This is a genomic window from Micromonospora inositola, assembly GCF_900090285.1.
Lineage (GTDB): Bacteria > Actinomycetota > Actinomycetes > Mycobacteriales > Micromonosporaceae > Micromonospora > Micromonospora inositola.
On sequence record NZ_LT607754.1, the window covers coordinates 242931 to 262059 of the forward strand.

General features: G+C 75.6%; 13 protein-coding genes and 1 riboswitch. Of the genes, 5 read left to right on the forward strand and 8 right to left on the reverse strand.

Features of this window, described 5'->3' with window-relative positions:
- Positions 1–14 precede the first annotated feature (14 nt).
- Positions 15–4646, forward strand: coding sequence for an ATP-dependent helicase (locus tag GA0070613_RS01130; RefSeq protein WP_089010559.1), 4632 nt, complete (start codon positions 15–17; stop codon positions 4644–4646).
- Positions 4647–4726: 80 nt separating this feature from the next.
- On the opposite strand, the gene GA0070613_RS01135 is transcribed toward GA0070613_RS01130, so the two are convergent.
- Positions 4727–5812, reverse strand: coding sequence for a TIGR03118 family protein (locus GA0070613_RS01135; protein WP_089010560.1), 1086 nt, complete (start codon positions 5810–5812; stop codon positions 4727–4729).
- A gap of 278 nt (positions 5813–6090) precedes the next feature.
- Between GA0070613_RS01135 and GA0070613_RS01140 the strand changes: the two genes are divergently transcribed.
- From GA0070613_RS01140 to GA0070613_RS01160, 4 genes are all read left to right on the forward strand, one after another.
- The gene (locus GA0070613_RS01140) at positions 6091–6873 is read left to right on the forward strand and encodes an SAM hydrolase/SAM-dependent halogenase family protein (protein ID WP_089010561.1); all 783 of its coding nucleotides are present in this window, start codon (positions 6091–6093) and stop codon (positions 6871–6873) included.
- A gap of 44 nt (positions 6874–6917) precedes the next feature.
- Positions 6918–7160 (forward strand): CPCC family cysteine-rich protein, encoded by a 243-nt coding sequence (locus GA0070613_RS01145; protein ID WP_089010562.1) that lies wholly within the window; start codon positions 6918–6920, stop codon positions 7158–7160.
- Positions 7161–7257: 97 nt separating this feature from the next.
- Positions 7258–8256: a DNA-formamidopyrimidine glycosylase family protein gene (locus GA0070613_RS01150; protein ID WP_089010563.1), complete on the forward strand. Its 999-nt coding sequence runs from the start codon at positions 7258–7260 to the stop codon at positions 8254–8256.
- Between the two features lie 500 nt (positions 8257–8756).
- The gene (locus tag GA0070613_RS01160; protein WP_089010565.1) at positions 8757–12365 is read left to right on the forward strand and encodes a multicopper oxidase domain-containing protein; all 3609 of its coding nucleotides are present in this window, start codon (positions 8757–8759) and stop codon (positions 12363–12365) included.
- 18 nt (positions 12366–12383) lie between these two features.
- On the opposite strand, the gene pspM is transcribed toward GA0070613_RS01160, so the two are convergent.
- The 7 genes from pspM to GA0070613_RS01195 all read right to left on the reverse strand — a co-directional run bounded on the left by pspM (position 12384) and on the right by GA0070613_RS01195 (position 18940).
- Positions 12384–13163, reverse strand: a complete 780-nt coding sequence (gene pspM, locus GA0070613_RS01165; protein ID WP_089010566.1) for a phage shock envelope stress response protein PspM — start codon at positions 13161–13163, stop codon at positions 12384–12386.
- 24 nt (positions 13164–13187) lie between these two features.
- Complete coding sequence (locus GA0070613_RS01170) at positions 13188–14060, reverse strand: PspA/IM30 family protein (protein WP_089010567.1); 873 nt, start codon at positions 14058–14060, stop codon at positions 13188–13190.
- A gap of 170 nt (positions 14061–14230) precedes the next feature.
- Positions 14231–14671, reverse strand: a complete 441-nt coding sequence (locus tag GA0070613_RS01175; protein ID WP_089010568.1) for a helix-turn-helix domain-containing protein — start codon at positions 14669–14671, stop codon at positions 14231–14233.
- A 237-nt stretch (positions 14672–14908) separates the two neighbouring features.
- Complete coding sequence (locus GA0070613_RS01180) at positions 14909–15463, reverse strand: CinA family protein (RefSeq protein WP_089010569.1); 555 nt, start codon at positions 15461–15463, stop codon at positions 14909–14911.
- 162 nt (positions 15464–15625) lie between these two features.
- Positions 15626–16207, reverse strand: coding sequence for a CDP-diacylglycerol--glycerol-3-phosphate 3-phosphatidyltransferase (pgsA, locus tag GA0070613_RS01185; RefSeq protein WP_089010570.1), 582 nt, complete (start codon positions 16205–16207; stop codon positions 15626–15628).
- A 77-nt stretch (positions 16208–16284) separates the two neighbouring features.
- Positions 16285–17805, reverse strand: a complete 1521-nt coding sequence (gene rimO / locus GA0070613_RS01190) for a 30S ribosomal protein S12 methylthiotransferase RimO (RefSeq protein WP_089010571.1) — start codon at positions 17803–17805, stop codon at positions 16285–16287.
- Positions 17806–18016: 211 nt separating this feature from the next.
- Positions 18017–18940, reverse strand: a complete 924-nt coding sequence (locus tag GA0070613_RS01195; protein WP_089010572.1) for an ornithine cyclodeaminase family protein — start codon at positions 18938–18940, stop codon at positions 18017–18019.
- A gap of 113 nt (positions 18941–19053) precedes the next feature.
- Positions 19054–19112, forward strand: a riboswitch (guanidine-III (ykkC-III) riboswitch).
- Positions 19113–19129: the final 17 nt, after the last annotated feature.

Genomic DNA, 19129 nt, shown 5'->3' on the forward strand with positions numbered 1-19129 from the left:
ACCGGCGGGGCAGGATGGGAGGCGTGGCGAACGAGGCGACCGGCGACGCGGCGGTGCTGGCGGATTTCGGCGCGGCGACCCGGGAGTGGTTCACCGCGGCGTTCGCCGCGCCCACCGCCGCCCAGGCCGGCGCCTGGCGTTCGGTGGCTGCCGGGCGCAACGCCCTGGTCGTCGCCCCCACCGGCTCCGGCAAGACCCTCGCCGCGTTCCTCTGGTCGCTCGACCGGCTGGCCAAGGAGCCGCCGCCCGCCGAGGCGCGGCAGCGCTGCCGGGTGCTCTACGTCAGCCCGCTGAAGGCGCTGGCCGTCGACGTGGAGCGCAACCTGCGCGCCCCGCTCGCCGGCATCCGGCAGGCCGCCACCCGGCTCGGCGTCGCCCCGCCGGACATCACCGTCGGGATGCGCACCGGCGACACCCCGGCCGACGAGCGGCGCGCCTTCGCCCGCACCCCGCCGGACATCCTCATCACCACTCCCGAGTCGCTCTTCCTGCTGCTCACCTCCGCCGCCCGGGACTCGCTGCGCGGGATCGAGACGGTGATCGTCGACGAGGTGCACGCGGTGGCCGGGACGAAGCGCGGCGCCCACCTGGCGCTCTCCCTGGAACGCCTCGACGAACTGCTGGAGACGCCCGCGCAGCGGATCGGCCTCTCCGCCACCGTCCGGCCGATCGACGTCTGCGCCCGCTTCCTCGGCGGAGCCCACCCGGTCGACGTGGTGCAGCCGCGCAGCAGCAAGACCATCGAGGTCAGCGTCCAGGTCCCGGTGGAGGACATGACCCGCCTCGACGAGCAGGAGCAGCCGGCCGACGACCTGGGCGGCCCCGGCGGCCCGCCGCGGGCGTCGATCTGGCCGGCGGTGGAGGAGCGGGTCTTCGCGCTGATCCGGGCGCACCGCTCGACCATCGTCTTCACCAACTCGCGGCGCAGCGCGGAACGGCTCTGCGCCCGGCTCAACGAGCTGGCCGCCGAGGAGCTGGCCGGCGGACCGGAGGGCGGACCGGACGGGTCGGCGCGCGACGCGGACGCCTTCGGCGGTCCGGTCGGGCCGCTGCGGGCGCCCCGCCAGCCGGCCGAGGTGATGGCCCAGTCCGGGGCGGCGGCGGGCGCGCCGCCGGTGATCGCCCGGGCCCACCACGGCAGCGTCTCCCGGGAGGAGCGCAAGCACATCGAGGAGGCGCTCAAGTCCGGCCAGCTCCCGGCCGTGGTCGCCACCTCCAGCCTGGAGCTGGGCATCGACATGGGCGCGGTCGACCTGGTGGTGCAGATCGAGGCGCCGCCGAGCGTCGCCGCCGGCCTGCAACGGGTCGGCCGGGCCGGGCACCAGGTGGGCGCGGTCTCCCGCGGCGTGGTCTTCCCCAAGCACCGCGGCGACCTGCTCTCCTGCACCGTGGTCGCCGAGCGGATGGCCGACGGCGCCATCGAGGAGCTGCACTACCCGCGCAACCCGCTCGACGTGCTGGCCCAGCAGATCGTGGCGATGGTCGCGCTGGAGCCGTGGCGGCTGGGCGACCTGGCAGTGCTGGTCCGCCGGGCGGCGCCCTTCGCCGAGCTGCCCGACTCAGCGCTGCACGCGGTGCTGGACATGCTCTCCGGGCGGTACCCGTCGACCGCCTTCGCCGAGCTGCGGCCCCGGCTGGTCTGGGACCGGGCCACCGACGTGCTCACCGGTCGACCCGGCGCCCAGCGGCTCGCGGTGACCAGCGGCGGCACCATCCCCGACCGGGGTCTCTTCGGGGTCTTCCTGGCCGGCGCGGAACGCGCCGCCCGGGTCGGCGAGCTGGACGAGGAGATGGTCTACGAGTCCCGGGTCGGCGACGTCTTCCTGCTCGGCTCCTCCTCCTGGCGGATCGAGGAGATCACCCCCGACCGGGTGCTGGTCTCCCCCGCCCCCGGCCAGGCCGCCCGGATGCCGTTCTGGAAGGGCGACCAGCTCGGCCGCCCGGTCGAGCTGGGTCGGGCCATCGGCGCCCGGGTCCGCGCCCTGCTCCGGCAGGACGACGAGACCGCGACGGCCGCGCTGCGCGCCGGCGGGCTGGACGACTGGGCCGCCGGCAACCTGATGGCGTACCTGCGCGAGCAGAAGGAGGCCACCCGCTCCCTGCCGGACGACCGGACCGTGGTCGTCGAACGGTTCCGCGACGAGCTCGGCGACTGGCGGCTCGCCGTGCACTCGGTGCTCGGCGCCCGGGTCAACGGCCCGTGGGCCCTGGCCATCGGCCGCCGGCTCGCCGAGCGGTACGGCGTGGACGCCCAGGTGATGCCCTCCGACGACGGCATCGTGGTCCGGCTGCCCGACACCGCCGACGAGCCACCCGGCGCGGACGTGGTGGTCTTCGAGCCCGACGAGATCGCCCAGCTCGTCGAGGAGTCCGTCGGCACCTCCGCGCTCTTCGCCGCCCGGTTCCGCGAGTGCGCGGCCCGGTCGCTGCTGCTGCCCCGCCGCGACCCGCGCCGCCGGCAGCCGCTCTGGCAGCAGCGCCAGCGCGCCGCCCAGCTCCTCGACGTCGCCCGCGAGTACGCCGACTTCCCGGTCACCCTGGAGGCCGCGCGCGAGTGCCTCCAGGACGTCTTCGACCAGCCCGCCCTGGCCGAGCTGATGCGCGACCTCGCCGCCCGCAAGGTGCGGCTGGTCGAGGTGGAGTCCGAGCGGCCCTCGCCGTTCGCCCGCTCGCTGCTCTTCGGCTACGTCGGAGCGTTCCTCTACGAGGGCGACGCCCCCCTCGCGGAGCGCCGGGCCGCCGCCCTGGCCCTGGACTCGGGGCTGCTCGGCGAGCTGCTCGGCCGGGTCGACCTGCGGGAACTGCTCGACCCGACGGTGCTCGCCGAGACCGAACGGCAGCTGCGCTGGCTGACCGAGCAGCGCCGCCCGCGCGACGCCGAGGACGTGGTCGAGCTGCTCCGGGTGGTCGGCGACCTGAGCGAGGCGGAGCTGGCCGAGCGGGGCGCGCCGGTCGAGTGGCTGACCGAGCTGGAATCTGCCCGCCGGGTGCTGCGGGTCCGCATCGCCGGGGAGGAACGTTGGGTGGGCGTCGAGGACGCCGCCCGGCTGCGCGACGCGCTCGGCGTGGCGCTGCCGGTCGGGGTGGCCGAGGCGTACCTGGCGCCGGTGGCCGACCCGCTCGGCGACCTGGTGGTCCGGTACGCCCGCACCCACGGCCCGTTCGCAGCGGCCACCTGCGCCGCCCGGTTCGGGCTCGGCGTCTTCGTGGTGGAGCAGACGCTGCGCCGGCTCGCCGCCACCGGTCGGGTGGTCTCCGGGGAGTTCGCCCCGGACAGCGTCGGCACCCAGTGGTGCGACGCGGAGGTGCTGCGGCTGCTGCGCCGCCGCTCGCTGGCCGCGCTGCGCCGGGAGATCGAGCCGGTGCCGCCCCGGGCCCTCGCGGCGTTCCTGCCCCGCTGGCAGCAGGTCGGCTCGTCGACGCGGGGCGTCGAGGCGCTCGCCGCCGCCGTCGAGCAGCTGCAGGGCGCGGCGGTGCCGGCGTCCGCGCTGGAACGCCTCGTGCTGCCCGCCCGGGTCGCCGACTACTCTCCCGCCCAGCTCGACGAGCTCTGCGCCAGCGGCGAGGTGGTCTGGGCCGGGTCCGGGGCGATCTCCGGCGGCGACGGCTGGGTCACCCTGGCGTACGCGGACGCCGCGCCGCTGCTGCTTCCGCCGCCCGACGAGGCGCTCGCCCGCACCCCGCTGCACGACGCGGTGCTCGACGCGCTCGGCGACGGCCAGGCGCTCTTCTTCCGCTCGCTGTCGGACCGGGTGGGAGCCACCGACGACGCCGCGCTGGCCGCCGCCGTCTGGGACCTGGTCTGGGCCGGCCACCTCACCAACGACACGCTCGCCCCGCTGCGGGCGGCGCTGGGCGGCGGCGGTGCCCACCGGTCCCGCCCGTCCGCGCCGCGGACCCGCTACCGCCGTCCGGGGCGGGTGGCGCTGCCCAGCCGCAGCGGCCCGCCGACGGTGGCCGGGCGGTGGTCGCGGCTGCCCGAGCGGGACCTCGACCCGACCCGCCGGGCCGCCGCCCTCGCCGACCTGCTGCTCGAACGGCACGGGGTGGTCACCCGGGGCGCGGTCATGGCGGAACAGGTGGTCGGCGGCTTCGCCGCGGTCTACCCGGTGCTGTCGGCGCTCGAGGAGCGCGGGGCGGCCCGCCGGGGCTACTTCGTCGAGGGGCTGGGCGCCGCCCAGTTCGCCGTCCCCGGCGCGGTGGACCGGATCCGCGCCCTGGCCGACCCGGCCGACGGCGGCCGGGGCCGGGGCGGCCCGACCCTGGTGCTCGCCGCCACCGACCCGGCCAACCCGTACGGCGCGGCGCTGCCCTGGCCGGAGCGGGTGGTCGACTCGGGTGACGGCGCGACCCCGGCCACCGGGCACCGGGCCGGGCGCAAGGCCGGCGCGCTGGTGGTGCTGGTCGGCGGCGACCTGGTGCTCTACGTGGAGCGGGGCGGGCGGACGATCCTCTCCTTCACCGACGACACCGACACGCTCGCCGTCGCCGGCAAGGCGCTCGCCGACGCGGTGCACTCCGGCGCGCTCGGCGCGATGTCGGTGGAACGCGCCGACGGCGAGGCGGTGCACTCCTCGCCGCTGCGCGACGCGCTGACCGCCGCCGGCTTCCGGGCCACCCCCCGCGGCCTGCGCCTGCGCGGCTGATCGCCCACTCACCCGTGCCCGGGCAGCACGCCGCCGCGCCCCCGGGGTGCCCCGGCGGCGCGGCAGCTGCGAGCCGACTGTCAGCTCGTCGGGATCAACTGACCCACGAGGCCGTGCTGCTCGTCGTCCGGCCCGGCGCTGAACCAGAGCGCGTCCTCGCCGCCGGTCGTCTCGGTGCCGGGCAGCAACGCCCACAGGCCGTCGATGCTGATCGTGTCACCGTCATCGTCGCGCAACTGGCCCTCGAACTCGTCGCCGTCGAAGACGTTGATCCGGCCGTCGCCGAAGTTGCCGACCAGCAGGTCGCCGGCGAACTCGCCGAAGCTGTCCGGCGCGATGGCCAGGCCCCACGGCGCGTTGAGAGTCCCCTCGCTGGCGACCCGGCGTACGTCCGTCCCGAAGTGGGTGAAGAGGTCCACGAAGCCGAATCCCGCACCGGCCACGTCGTCCTCGGCGTCCGCGTCCTGCTTCGCGTAGGTGACGTAGACCCGCTCGTCGACCGTGAACACGTTGAACGGCGCGAACCCGTCGGGGATGTCCTCGTCCTGGAAGGCGAAGTCCGGCAGCGCGACCTTCTCGAAGTCCTCATTGAACACGTCGATGCGCGCGTTGTGGAAATCGGTGGCGAGCAGGAAGTCGCCGAAGTCCGTCTTCAGCAGCGCGACTCCCTTGTAGATCGCGTCGTCCCGGTGGGCGACGACGACCGCCTTGGTGCCCGCGTTCGGGTTCCAGGCCGTGACGTCGCCACCCTCGCTCACGAAGATGAACCGGGCCGGTTCGTCGTCACCCCGTCCCGGCACCTCGAAGCCATCCGTGTCGTTGAACGCGGCTCCGGTCGGCGCGCCGCCGGGAATGGTGACGGTGAGATCCACCTTCTTGACGGGCTCGCCGTCCACGCCCCCGCGATACACGGTGGCCGTGTTCGTGCCGTTGTTGGCCACCCACAGCGGCGTCCTCGGTCCCAGGGCCAGACCCCAGGAGTTGACCGCGTCGGGGTCGACGACGGCGGGTCTTCGGGATTCCTGGTCTGACACCTGGTTGATGACATCGAAGCGGGGAGCGCGGTCTTCACCGTGACCTCCGTCGTCCGCCATCGCCGGACTGCCCACGGCGGTGGCCGCCGCCACCGCCCCGATTGTCACCAGCCGCGCGATCTTCGTCGCCATTTCTGCTCCTTTGCATCGGCTGACAGGGAAGCCTGCGCCCGCCGGTGAGCCAGGTGGCGGTCACGGGCACGGGCACGGGCACGGGCAGCCACAGCTGGCTTCGGAGAGGGGTACTTGTGGAGCCTTTCGCCGTCCCGAGTCGTTGGGCGCCCGTAGCGACCCTTCCATGAGGGCCGCGAGCCAGGTGTCTGCTTCGTGAATAAATGTCAGCTTTCCACCCGGTGGGGTCGAGCGCCCGCCGCGGAACCCGACCCGGCCCACGGCGTTAGCCTGCCGGCATGGGCTACACCTGGATCTCGTTGACCACCGACTACGGTTTCGCCGACGGTTTCGTGGCGGCGTGCCACGGCGTGATCGCCAGAACCGCGCCGGCGGTACGGGTGATCGACGTGACCCACCTGGTGCCGCCGGCCGACGTCCGCCGGGGCGCGGCGGTGCTCGCCCAGACCGTCCCGTACCTGCCGGCGGGGGTGCACGTCGCGGTGGTCGACCCGGGGGTCGGTACGGCCCGGCGTGGGATCGCCCTGGCCAGCCCGGGCGGGCTGCTGGTCGGGCCGGACAACGGACTGCTGCCCGACGCCGCCGAAGCCCTCGGTGGGGTCACCGCGGCGGTCGAGCTGACCAACCCGGCGTGGCTGGCTCCGGAGGTGTCCCGCACCTTCCACGGCCGGGATGTATTCGCGCCGGTCGCGGCCCGGCTCGCGTCCGGCGCACCGCTGGGCGAGGCCGGCCCCGCGGTGGACCCGGAGGCGCTGGTCCGGTTGCCGGCGCCGGTGGTCCGCCCGACCGCCGACGGGTTCGCCGCCGAGGTGCTCACCGTGGACCACTTCGGCAATGTCCAGCTCGCCGCCCCGGCCGCCCTGCTGGACGGGCTGCCCGCCCGGGTCCGGGTGGCCGGCCGGCAGGCGGCGCGCGGGCGCACCTTCGCCGACGCGCCGGTCGGCGCGCTGGTGGTGTACGTCGACTCCGCCGGCCTGGTGGCGGTCGCGGTCAACAACGGCCGGGCCGCCGATCTGCTCGCCGCCCGCCCCGGGGACGTGCTGTCGGTGACCGGCACCTGAGATCGCGTGCCCACCGCCGGCGTCGGGTGTGGAATGCTGCTCCGGTGGGTGAGCACTGGGTTCCGGTCGCCTGTCCGTGTTGCGCGTCCCGGACCGGCGGGGGCACCTGCCCGGTGTGCTTCTGGACCGACGACGGCCAGTCCGACGCGGACGTTGACGTCGTGCGGGAGGGGCCCAACGGTGACCTGAGCCTCGCCCACGCCCGGCTGAACTTCGCCGTCTACGGCGCCAGCCACCCGCGCTACCAGGACATGGTCCGCACGGCCCGCCCCGACGAGCGGCCCTGACCGAAACGCCCACCGGCCCGCTGGCAGGGCGTGTCAGGGAGCCTGACCGGATCGAGCCGTGGCGAACGCATCCGCTGCGGCGAGGGACAATGGGCAGGTGCCCGAAGGCGACACCGTCTGGAACACCGCCCGCGTCCTGCAGCGGGCGCTGGCCGGCGCCCGGCTCACCGGCTCCGACTTCCGGGTGCCGCAGCTCGCCGCGACCGACCTGACCGGCTGGACCGTCCGCGAGTCGGCCAGCCGCGGCAAGCACCTGCTGCTCCGGCTCACCGCGGCCGGCGCGTCCAGCGCTGACGGCACGGCCTCGGCCGGGCAGCCCGGCGGCGGGCGGGACTGGACGCTGCACTCGCACCTGCGGATGGACGGCGCCTGGCGGGCGTACGCGCCGGGCGAGCGGTGGGCGGCCCGGCCGGCGCACCTGATCCGGGTGGTGCTCCGCTCCGCCGGGGCGGTCGCGGTCGGGTACCACCTGCACGAGCTGGCGTTGGTCCCGACCGACCAGGAGGAGTCGCTGGTCGGTCACCTCGGGCCGGACCTGCTCGGCCCGGACTGGGACCCGGCCGAGGCGGTCCGCCGGCTGGCCGCGCAGCCGGACGCCACCATCGGCGAGGCGCTGCTGGACCGGCGCAACGTGGCCGGGGTCGGTAGCAAATTGGTCACAGTCGGGCCGAGTGACTCCGATCTTGTGCGGCGCGGGTTCTGGGTTGAGGGCGAAGCGGTCCGCCGGCTCGCGGCACAGCCCGACCGGCTGATCGGAGAGGCCCTGCTCGATCAACGAAACCTGGCGGGCCTGGGGACCATCTACACCGCCGAGGTGCTGTTCCTTGCCGGGGTCAGCACGCTCACCACCGTGGGTCGGGTCGGGGACCTCCGAAGAGTGGTTCGGCTCGCCCGGCGACTCCTGTGGGCGAACCGTGGGAGAACCGCTCAGGTGACAACCGGCGACACGCGCCGAGGCCGGGGTCTTTGGGTCTATGGACGGCAAGGGCAGCCGTGCCGACGATGCGGGACGGTGATCATCCGGGGTCAGCACGGCTCAGAGCCGCTTGCCCGACTGGCCTACTGGTGCCCCTCATGTCAGCCGTCGAGCGAGTAGTACGGCAGATCGCCTACCCGGAGGGTGTTCAGCCGTGGGACGCCAGGGCGGGCACTCCGCTCGCCCTCACCAGACTGCTGTCGGCTACGGCGGCGACGATTCGCGGGTCCGCGCCCGCGGCCTCGTCTTCGCTGCCCCGCGAGTTCTTCCGCCTCCACGATCTCCGCGTCGAGCGCACGGCGCTTCCCGCTGACGGCCAGAGCGACACTCTCCACTTCGGCGGCGCGGCGGGGGACATGTTGGCGCGCGGGCGGCCCGTCAGGGGACGCTGGCACAGCTCGCAGAGCACGATGCCGGAGCACAGGTAGGCGTCGGACCCCGGGCGGCCCGACGTAGAACTTCCACGAACCGGTCAAGATCGCCGAGATACGGATGATTGGGTACTTCCCTCCCCCGGCGTCCGCGTCGCATGCTGCGGTGGAGTGCTCACCGATCGTCAGCAGGGCGTCCGCCCGTCACGCCGCAGTGACGGCCGTCGCGTCCCGATCCGGGGGAGAGCCATGGCCCTGTTCCGCAGACTGCGGCCGAGCTGGGCGGACCGCGCGGTCCGCGCCGGCGAGGACCACACCCCGACCGTGCCCGCCGCCCGGACCGGGGAGCCGGGCGACCCCGCGCCGGCCAGCCTCGACCCGGCCGCCGTGCCGCGCTGCTTCGGTCCGGTGCCCAACTTCGCCGGCAGCCCGCTGCCGGTCGTGGACCGGCACGGCCGGGCGGTGCCCGGCACCGGCATCCGCAAGTTCGTCGACGCGCTTCCCCTGCCCGGGCCGCTGGGCCGCAACGGGTTGGGGGCCCACCTGCCGGTCGCGGTGCCGGACACCATCACCTGGCCGGGCTGCGACTACTACGAGATCGGTTTGCAGGAGTACACCCAGCGGCTGCACCGGGACCTGCCGGCCACCCGGCTGCGCGGCTACCGCCAACTCAACCTCGGCACCGACCCGTCCGGGCACAACACGGTGGCCCCGCCGGACCGCCCCTGGCACCTCGGACCGCTGATCCGGGCCCGGCGCGGCCGGCCGGTACGGATCAAGTTCATCAACCTGCTCCCGACCGGCCGGGCCGGGGAGCTCTTCCTGCCGGTCGACGAGACGGTCGACGGGGCGGGCGTGGGTCCGCTGGACGGTCCGGCGCCGTACCCGCAGAACCGGGCGGTCCCGCACCTGGCCGGCGCGCAGACGGCCTGGATCAGCGCGGGCAACCCGTGGCGGTGGGTCACCCCGGCGGGCGAGATCACCCCGTACCCGATCGGGGTCGGGTTGACGCCGGTGCCGGACATGCCGCCGCCGGGCGCGGGCGCCACCACGCTCTACTTCCCGAACGAGCAGAGCGGCCGGCTGATGTGGCTGCACGACAACACCGTCGGGCTGTGCCGGCTCACCGTCTACTCCGGACAGCTGGCGCTCTATCTGCTCACCGACCCGGCGGAGGAGCGGCTCGTCGCCGACGGCGTGCTCCCGGCCGACCAGCTGCCGCTGGTGATCCAGGACAGGACCTTCGTGCCGGACGACGACCAGCTCGCCGCCCAGGACCCGACCTGGGACCGGGACCGCTGGGGCACCAAGGGCAACCTGTGGCATCCGCACGTCTACCAGCCCCGGCAGAACCCGTACCGCACCGCCGGGACGAACCCGACCGGGCGCTGGGACTACGGGCCGTGGACCCACGACCCCGACGGCGGCGGCAGCCCGTGGGTCGCCCCGGTGCCGAACCCGCACCACGACCCGGTCGTCGAGCCGGACGAGCCGCCGCTGACCCCGGGCGTGCCGCACCCATCGGCCGTCCCCGCGGCGTACGGGGACATCATGCTGGTCAACGGCGCGGCCTACCCGTACCTGACCGTCGAGCCGAGGGCGTACCGGTTCCGGATCCTCAACGCCTGCGCCGACCGCAGCCTCAACCTCCAGCTCTACCGGGCCCGCTCGGACGGTCCGCTGTGGCCGGACGACGGCGGCCCGGTCGACCCGGACGCCGGGGAGGTGCCGATGGTCGAGGCGGTCCGGGCGGCGGACCGCCCGGCGTCCTGGCCCACCGACGGGCGGGACGGTGGGGTGCCGGATCCCCGGGCGGCCGGCCCGGAGCTGGCCCAGATCGGCAACGAGTGCGGCCTGCTGCCCGCTCCCGTGGTGCTGGCCAACCGGCCGGTGGGCTACCGGTACGACCGGCAGGACCCGACCGTGCTCAACGTGGACGGCCACGCGCTGCTGCTCGCCCCCGGCGAGCGGGCCGACGTGGTGGTGGACTTCTCCGCCGTGCCCCCCGGCGCCACGCTGATTCTCTACAACGACTGCCCCGCCCCGCTGCCCCGCTTCGACCCCAGGTACGACCACCACAGCGACGCCCCGGACCGCACCGCCGTCGGCGGGCTCCCGCCCACCCGGCCCGGGTACGGCCCGAACACGAGGACGCTGCTCCAGATCCGGGTGGCCGGCGCCCCGGCACCCCGGTACGACCTCGCCCGGCTCGCCGAGCGCCTCCCCGGCGCGTACGCCGCCAGCCAGCGCCCGCCCATCGTGCCGCAACCGGCGTACGACCCGGCGTTCGGCACCCGGACGCCCCGGGAGACGCTGGTGCCGGCGCGCGCCACCTCGGTCAGCTTCACCCCGCCGGGCGCCGCCGCCCCGGTCACCCTCCCGCTCGCCGTGAAGACGGTCGGGCAGGTCTTCGAGCCGCGGCACGGCCGCGCGGTGGGCCGGCTCGGCGTCGGCCACCCGCAGGCCGGCCCGCTCACCCCGGCCACCCTGCCGCTCGGCCCCGTCGACCCGGCGACCGAGGTGCTCTTCGCGGCCGACCCGACCGTTCCGGTGGGCGCCCCGGCCGACGGCACCCAGCTCTGGCGGATCGTCGGCGACGCCCCGCAGACCCATCCGGTGCACGTGGAGGGCTGCGACGTGCAGCTGGTCAACCGGGTCGGCTGGGACGGCACCGTCCGCCCGCCGGACGCCAACGAGCTGGGCTGGAAGGAGACCGTCCGGGTCAATCCCCGGGAGGACGTGATCGTGGCGCTGCGCCCGGTGCCGCCCACCCTGCCGTTCAAGATCGGCGACAGCGTACGGCTGCTCGATCCCACCCGGCCGGCCGGCGCCCGGCTCGACGCCTCGCCGATCAGCCCGCTCGACGGGCGGCCCGCCACGGTGGTGAACCAGCTGGTCAACCTCGGCTGGGAGTACCGCTGGCACACCCGGGCCGCGGGCCTGCGGGACCAGGGCATGAGCCGGCCGCTGGTGCTGCGGGTCTCCCCCAGGGCCCCGACCGGGCTGACCGCCACCCCGGCGCCGGGCTCGGCGACCGCGCTGCCGGCGATCGCGCTGGCCTGGACCGGCAACGGCAGTCGACCGCCGGCCACCAGCCACCTGCTGCAACGGGCGACCGACGCCACCTTCACCGCGGGTCTGACCGAGATCACCGTGGCTGCCACCGCCACCCGGTACACCGACGCCACGGTCACCCCGGGGCTGACCTACCACTACCGGATCCGGGCGGAGAACGCGGTGAGCTGCTCGGCCTGGTCGAACAGCGTCCCGGCGTCGGTGCAGCTCACCGCGCCGGCCAGGCTGAGCGCGGCGGTCCCGCCGGCCGCGCCGCTGCGGGTGGCGCTGCGCTGGGCCAACCGCTCGTTCGCCACCGGGGTCGACGTGCAGCGGGCCACCAACCCGACGTTCACCAGCGGGCCGGGCACCACCGCCATCGCGGTCGGCGACCACCACGTCGACCCGGCCGTCGCCCCGGACACCACGTACTACTACCGGGTCCGCACCACCTACCTCGGCGCGGCGTCACCCTGGTCCCCGGTCGCCACCGTGACCACCCCGCCCCGGCCCGGGACACCGGGCACGGTGAGCGCCACCGCCACCGCCCCCACGCCGGACACCGCGACCGTGATCCTGAGCTGGTGGGCCAGCACCCCCGCCGGGCCGGGGTCCGGGTTCGTGGTGCAGCGGGCGCTCGACCCGGCGTTCGGCCAGGAGCTGGCCACCTTCACCGTCACCGGCCGGGGCTTCACCAACACCGGGCTGGCCCGGGGCATCACCTACCACTACCGGATCCGGTCGTTCAACGTCGTGGGCACCTCCGCCTGGACCGGCCCGGTCCCGGTCACCACCCCGGGGTGAGCCGCCCGGAGGCCCGGCTCAGGGGGTGCGCAGGGGCGTGCCGACGGTCCGCAGCTCGGCGAGCGCGGCGGCCACCCCGTGCAGCAGGTCGGTCGCCTCGGTGAGCCGGGCGGCCGCCGGGTGCTCGGTGGTCGGCCGGGCGTCCTCGGCGACGTAGCCGGCCGCCGCCACGACCAGCCGTTCGTACGCGGACACCCCGGCGTCCAGCTGGGCGACCAGGGTGCCGTGCGCCTCGGCCAGCGGCTCCCGGGCCTCGGCCGGGGCGAGCCGCAGCGCGCGTTCCACGCTGGCCACCCGCCCGGCCAGGTCCCGCAGCGAGCCGTCGGCGGCGGCCGCCTCCCGCACGGCCGGCTCGGCCAGCCCGGTCAACCGGCCGGTCATCCCGGCCAGGGTCAGCGCGGCCCGGTCCAGGCGGGCCCAGGCTTCGGCCGCGGTGGTGCCGCGCAGCGCCAGCCGGGAGCGCACCCGGCGCACCTCGGCCAGCACGCCGGGGCCGACTGGCAGCCGCTCGACGGCGGCGAGCAGCCGGGCCCGGGAACGGGCGGCGGCCTCGGCCGGGTCGAGCGCGGGAGGCGCCGGCACGGCGGCGAGCGCCCGCAGGTCGATCCAGCGCCAGGCGGCGACGGCGATCGCGCTGCCGGCCGCGCCGGCCCAGGCCGCGTCCGGCAGGCCGAGACCGGCGTACGGGGTCAGCACGGCGGCGGCGCCGCCGAGCCCACCGGCCAGTACGCTCCACCGCCGGGCGGAGCGTCGCAACCGCCGCAGCCGGCGGAAGTGTCGCGCTCGCTCGTCTGCCATCCCCGCCTCCTCGCCCCGTCCGGGTCAGCCCGCGGTGGCGCTGTCCCCGGTGCCGCGTTCCCGGCTCATGGTGGCCCGGATCTCGTCGAGCCGGGCGGCGGCCGCCGGGTCGGTGGCCGGCGCGCTCTCGCCGGCCTGCGCCACCGCGGGCCGCTCCTGCCGGCCGGTGAGCTGCTCGCCGGCCATGCTCGACCGGATCTGCTCCAGTCTGGCCGACCCGGCCGAGTCGAGGGTCGCCTTCTGGATCTCGAGCATCCGGCCCTCGACCGAGTTGCCCGCCAGCTCGGCCCGGCCCATCGCGGTGGCGTACCGGCGCTCGATCCGGTCCCGCACCTCGTTCAGCGACGGGGTGCTGCCGGGGGCGGTCAGCGAGGACATCGACTCCAGCGAGCGGGCCACGCTCTCCTGCATCTTGGCCTGCTCGAGCTGGCTGAGCAGCTTGGTCCGCTCGGCCAGCTTCTGCTGGAGGATCATCGAGTTGTTCTCCACCGCCTTGCGGGCCTGGGCGGCCGCGCCGAGCGCCTGGTCGTGCAGCGTCTTCAGGTCCTCGGTGGCCTGCTCGGCGGAGACCAGCTGGGTGGCCAGCAGCTGGGCGGACTGCTCGTACCGGCCGGCCTCGGCCTCGTCACCCTTGGCCCGGGCCTGGTCGGAGAGGACCAGGGCCTGCCGGGCGTTGGCCTGGAGCTGCTCGACCTCGGACATCTGCCGGGAGAGCTTCATCTCGAGCTGGCGCTGGTTGCCGATCACGGCGGCCGCCTGCTGGACCAGCGCCTGGTGCTGCCGCTGGGCCTCCTCGATGGCCTGCTGGATCTGCACCTTCGGGTCGGCGTGCTCGTCGATCTTCGCGCCGAAGAGCGCCATCAGGTACTTCCAACCCTTGGCGAACGGGTTAGCCATCTCCGCGTTGTCCCCTCAGTAGCGTCGCTCCGCCTCGACCGGGCCGCGCGGCGTGCCTCCATCGTCCCAGCCCGACGCCAGCCCGGCATCAGTCCGGCGAGGGGGCGGTCGCGCGACCCTGATCAAACCCTACGCGGCGGGGGCCACCCCGGCCACGGTGCGCGCGCGGGTCAGGCGGCGCAGACCACGTCCCGCTCCTTGGGGCGAACCCGGGTGCTGCGCAGCGTGGCCTTGAGCGGCGAGTCCTGGCGGACCTGGACGGCCACCGCGCCGTCGGAGGTGACCTGGCGGACCCCCCGGTTGGTGGCCTTCCGGACGGCGGCCGCCGGGACCGGCGCCGGCTCGTCGACCACCGGGACCAGCACCCCCGGCATCTGCTCGGCCAGGGCGACGGTGTCGCTGACCTCGCGGAGCAGCTCGGAGAGGCGGGCGCCGAGCGCGTCGCAGATGGCGGCCAGCAGCTCGCTGGAGGGCTCCTTCTGGCCGCGCTCGATCTCGGAGAGGTAGCCGAGGCTCACGTTGGCGGCGGAGGAGACCTCGCGCAGGGTGCGCTGCTGCCCCTGCCGGCGCGCCCGCAGTGCGTCACCGATCACGCGGCGTAGCAGGACCATCGCACCTCCCCCTGACGGGACCACCATCTCCGACCCGGCGGGCCGCGCCGGACGCGGCGGGCCGCCCCGGCGCCGACGTCGACCGTCGGAGCCTTCCCGCAACCGTACCCGTTGACCGTCCCGGCGACATCCCGCCCCGCCCCTCCAATCCAGCCGATCCGCCCGCACCGGTCCCCGGCGGCGGGGTGGGCGGCGTCCACGCCGTCGGGCGGGTCGGGTTCCGCACCGCGGCCCGGGTCACCGGTGACCCGGGCCCGCCGGGTCGGCGGCCCGGGCCGCGTCGGCCTCGTCGGCGTCGCGGATCCGCTCGGCCAGCAGCCGCAGCGCCTCGATCACCGCGGCCGAGCGGATGTGGTCCCGGCCGCCGTCCAGGTCGAGCTGCCGCACGTCCGTCCCGGCCGGGCCGGACACGGCGACATACACCAGGCCGACCGGCTTGCCGTCCTGCGGCTCCGGCCCGGCCACGCCGGTGGTGGCCAGCCCCCAGTCGGCCCCGCAGCGCCGGCGTCCGCCGTCGGCGAGCGCGACCGCCACGTCCGGATCGACCGGCCCGCGCTCGGCGAGCAGTTTCGCCGGTACACCGGCCAGCTCGGACTTCAGCTCGGTGGCGTAGACCACCAGGCCGCCCCGGTAGACGCCGCTCACCCCGGCGATCTCCACGACCGAGGCGGAGAGCAGCCCTCCGGTGAGGGATTCGACGGTGGCCAGGGTCTCGTGCCGCTCGTGCAGGCTGTGCACCACGCCCGCCGCCGGATTACCGGCGGTCCGCTCGTGCTTCGCGTCCGTCCCCATGCCCCGCTCTCCTTTCCCTCCCAGTCCCGCCCTACTCATCCGCCGCCCCGATTCTTTGATCATGAAGTGATCGCCACGACACGCCGGGCCGGCGGACAACAACTTCATGATCGCCGGGGCGCGCCGGGGCCCGGGGGGCCGGGGCCGGGGCCGGGTGGGGGGTCAGGGGGTGGAGCGGCGGAGGCGGAGGGCCTGGGCGATGTAGTCGAAGCCGGTCAGCACCGTGACGATCACGGCGACGCCCATGATCCACGGACCGACGGCGGCCAGGGCGGCGGGCATCGGCCACAGGTACCAGGTGATGGCCAGGATCTGGAGCGCGGTCTTGATCTTCCCGCCCCGGCTGGCCGCGATCACCCCGTGCCGGATCACCCAGAAGCGCAGCGCGGTGATCCCCAGCTCGCGGGCGAGGATCACCGCGGTCACCCACCAGGGCAGCAGGTCGTACCAGGAGAGCAGCACCAGGGCCGCCCCGGTGAGCGCCTTGTCGGCGATCGGATCGGCGACCTTGCCGACCGAGGTGACGAGCTTGAACCGGCGGGCGATCCAGCCGTCCACCAGGTCGGTCACCGACGCGACGACGAAGATCAGGCAGGCGGTCATCCGCCAACCGGCCTGGGTCAGGCCCGAGGCGACCACGGTCGCCGCGAAGACCGGGACCAGCGCCAGCCGCAGCGCGGTCAACGCGTTCGCCGCGTTGAGCACCGGCACCCGGGCCACCACCGTGGACTCCGCTCCGATCATCGCCGCACCCCGCTCCGGCCGCCGTGGCGTCCCTGGCACCCCACCACGTGGCTCCCCCGTTTTGTCCGGGCCCGTCGTCACCGTGCCGCGCCGGGCGCCGCCGAGATCATCTCATCCGGCACGGCGACCAGGTCGACACCCTCGGTCGCGGTGACCGTGGCCCGGACCAGGTCACCGGGGCGCAGCGCCGCCAGGTCGACCCCGCCATCGTCCGGCACGACCAGGGTGGTCGAACCGTCGACCTCGGGGGCCTGATGGGCCGCCCGCCCCTCGACGACGCCGTCGGCGACCGAGTCGACCAGCACCTCGACCGCCGAGCCGATCCGGTCCTCGGCCCGCTGCGAGCAGAGCTCGTCGGCGAGCGCGCTGAGCTTGTCGTACCGGCGCTTGATGGTGGCGGCCGAGACCTTGCCGGGCAGCCCGGCGGCCTCGGTGCCGTCCTCGTCGCTGTAGTCGAACATGCCGATGGCGTCGAGCCGCGCCTCGGTCAGGAACCGGACCAGCTCGTCCACGTCGGCCCGGGTCTCCCCGGGGAAGCCGACGATGAAGTTGCTCCGGGCGCCCGCCGTCGGGGCCAGCTCGCGGGCGCTGGCCAGCAGCTCCAGGAATCGGTCGGTGGAGCCGAAGCGGCGCATCCGGCGCAGCACCGGCTCGCTGGAGTGCTGGAACGACAGGTCGAAGTAGGGCGCGACACCGGGCGTGGTGGCGATCACCTCGACCAGGCCGGGTCGGGTCTCGGCGGGCTGGAGGTAGCTGGCCCGCACCCGGACGATCCCGTCGATCGCGGCGAGCTGCGGAAGCAGCTTCTCCAGCGCCCGCGGGTCGCCCAGGTCCTTGCCGTACGACGTCGAGTTCTCGCTGACCAGCACCAGCTCGCGGACGCCGGTCTTGGCCAACCACTCCGCCTCGGCCAGCAGCTCGTCCGGCGTACGCGAGACGAAGGCGCCGCGGAAGGCGGGGATGGCGCAGAACGCGCAGCGCCGGTCGCAGCCGCTGGCCAGCTTGAGCGAGGCGACCGGGCCGGTGTCGAGGCGGTGCCGCAGCACCTGACGCAGGTGGGCCGGGGTGTGCTCGTCGGTCTCGGTGACCGCCCGGGTGGGGGTGCCGTGGCCGGGCAGCGAGACGGCCGAGTCGCGCCGGGAGACCGGGGTGAGCGGCAGCAGCTCGCGCCGGTCGCGCGGGGTGTGCGCGTCGATCGCCTCGCCGGCCACCACGGCGTTCAGCCGGGCGGAGATGTCCGGGTAGTCGTCGAAGCTCAGCACCGCCTGCGCCTCGGGCAGGCTGTCGGCAAGCTCCCGGCCGTACCGCTCGGCCATGCAGCCGGCGGCCACCACCTTGGCGCCGGTGTCGGCGGCGGCGAGCAGCGTCTGGATCGAGTCCTGCTTGGCCTTCTCCACGAAGCCGCAGGTGTTGACGACCACCACGTCGGCGCCCTCGCCGTCGGTGGTCACCTGCCAGCCGTCGGCGTGCAGCCGGGCGGCCAGCTCCTCCGAGTCGACCTCGTTACGGGCGCAGCCCAGGGTCAGCAGGGCGACGCGGCGGCCGTCGGCGGCGGACGACAGCTCCAGGTCGCGGCGCGGCGCCAGACCGGCCTTCATTCGGTCCGGAGCGCCGCCCAGCGGCGCGGAGGCCGAATTATGGCCGCCAGCCGAGCTGGAGTTGTCGGAAGGGGAGGTGGCAGACACCATCCGAGGGTACCGGGCCGGGTCCGGGTCCCCGCCAACGGCGGGCCGCCGGCATCGGCCGACTCACATCCGCCGGCTGGCGCCCGCCGGCCCGGCCACCGCCGCGCCGGCCCGACCGGCCCGCTCAGACCGCCGCCGCACCGACCCGGACCAGCCGGTCGAGCAGGAAGACCTCGGTGCCGGCCAGGCCGGTCGAGCAGAAGACCGAGATCTCGTCCGCGCCGGTCCGGCCCGGGACCGCCCCGGCCAGCACCGCCCCCAGGTCGCGCAGCCGCCCGGCGTACGGCTCGACCGCGGCGAGCATCGGCGGGGCGTACGCGGCGGCCTGCGCCGGCGAGTCGGTGACCAGGACGTCGGCGGCGTCCAGCAGGTCGGCGCCGAACTCGTGCCGGTTGGCCTGCTTGAAGCCGACGGTGTTGACGTGGGTGCCCGGGGCGAGGTCGGCGGCGTCGAGCACCGGGGTGCTGCTGGTGGTGGCGAGCACCACCAGGTCCCGGCCGGCCACCGCCTCGCGGGCGGACCCCACCGCCCGGGCCGGCACCCCCAGCTCGGCCCGGACCCGGGCGGCGAACGCCTCCCGCCGGGCCGCCGACCGGCTGTGCACGGTGACCTTGCGCAGCGGGCGCACCGCGGCGGCGGCCCACACCTGCGTCCACGCCTGGCGGCCGGAGCCGACCACGCCGAGGGTGGCCGCGTCGGGGCGGGCGAGGGCGTCCACGGCCACGCCGCCCAGTCCCCCGGTCCGCCGGGAGCCCAGCTCCTCACCGACCGCGATCGCCCGTACCGCCCCGGTCCGCGCGTCGTGCAGCACGACCAGCTGCCCGCTCTCCGGGTGCCCGAAGGTGTCGTACGACCGGAAGCCGTACCACTCCCCGGTCAGGTGGCCGGCGGTGAGCACCATCCGGCCGCCGCCGAGCGGCGCGCTCGCCCGGGGCGGGGCGACCAGCCGACCGGCGTACGCGGCCAGCAGGGCGTCCCGCATCGCGACGACGGTGACCGTGGCGTCCAGGGTGGCGGCGACGTCCTCGTCGGAGAAGAGCAGCGTCATGACCCCATCCTGCAACCTGAAGTTAAGTTGAGATCCACCGGTGGTGGGGTACCTCACCGCCGCCGTGCCCGGCCGGTGCTAACGTCGGCTGCGGCGGCACCGCCGGCGCACCAACCGCCGAGCCGCCCCGGACGAGTCGTGGGCGTACCCGGTCAGGCCAAGACGCCCCTGCGTGACCACTCCGACTCG

Excerpts from the sequence above, each read along its gene's own strand:
- GA0070613_RS01130 (WP_089010559.1), top strand. The coding sequence starts at position 15 with ATGGGAGGCGTGGCGAACGAGGCGACCGGCGACGCGGCGGTGCTGGCG.
- GA0070613_RS01135 (WP_089010560.1), bottom strand. The coding sequence starts at position 5,812 with ATGGCGACGAAGATCGCGCGGCTGGTGACAATCGGGGCGGTGGCGGCG.
- GA0070613_RS01140 (WP_089010561.1), top strand. The coding sequence starts at position 6,091 with ATGGGCTACACCTGGATCTCGTTGACCACCGACTACGGTTTCGCCGAC.
- GA0070613_RS01160 (WP_089010565.1), top strand. The coding sequence starts at position 8,757 with ATGGCCCTGTTCCGCAGACTGCGGCCGAGCTGGGCGGACCGCGCGGTC.
- pspM (WP_089010566.1), bottom strand. The coding sequence starts at position 13,163 with ATGGCAGACGAGCGAGCGCGACACTTCCGCCGGCTGCGGCGGTTGCGA.
- GA0070613_RS01170 (WP_089010567.1), bottom strand. The coding sequence starts at position 14,060 with ATGGCTAACCCGTTCGCCAAGGGTTGGAAGTACCTGATGGCGCTCTTC.
- GA0070613_RS01175 (WP_089010568.1), bottom strand. The coding sequence starts at position 14,671 with ATGGTCCTGCTACGCCGCGTGATCGGTGACGCACTGCGGGCGCGCCGG.
- GA0070613_RS01180 (WP_089010569.1), bottom strand. The coding sequence starts at position 15,463 with ATGGGGACGGACGCGAAGCACGAGCGGACCGCCGGTAATCCGGCGGCG.
- pgsA (WP_089010570.1), bottom strand. The coding sequence starts at position 16,207 with ATGATCGGAGCGGAGTCCACGGTGGTGGCCCGGGTGCCGGTGCTCAAC.
- rimO (WP_089010571.1), bottom strand. The coding sequence starts at position 17,805 with ATGAAGGCCGGTCTGGCGCCGCGCCGCGACCTGGAGCTGTCGTCCGCC.
- GA0070613_RS01195 (WP_089010572.1), bottom strand. The coding sequence starts at position 18,940 with ATGACGCTGCTCTTCTCCGACGAGGACGTCGCCGCCACCCTGGACGCC.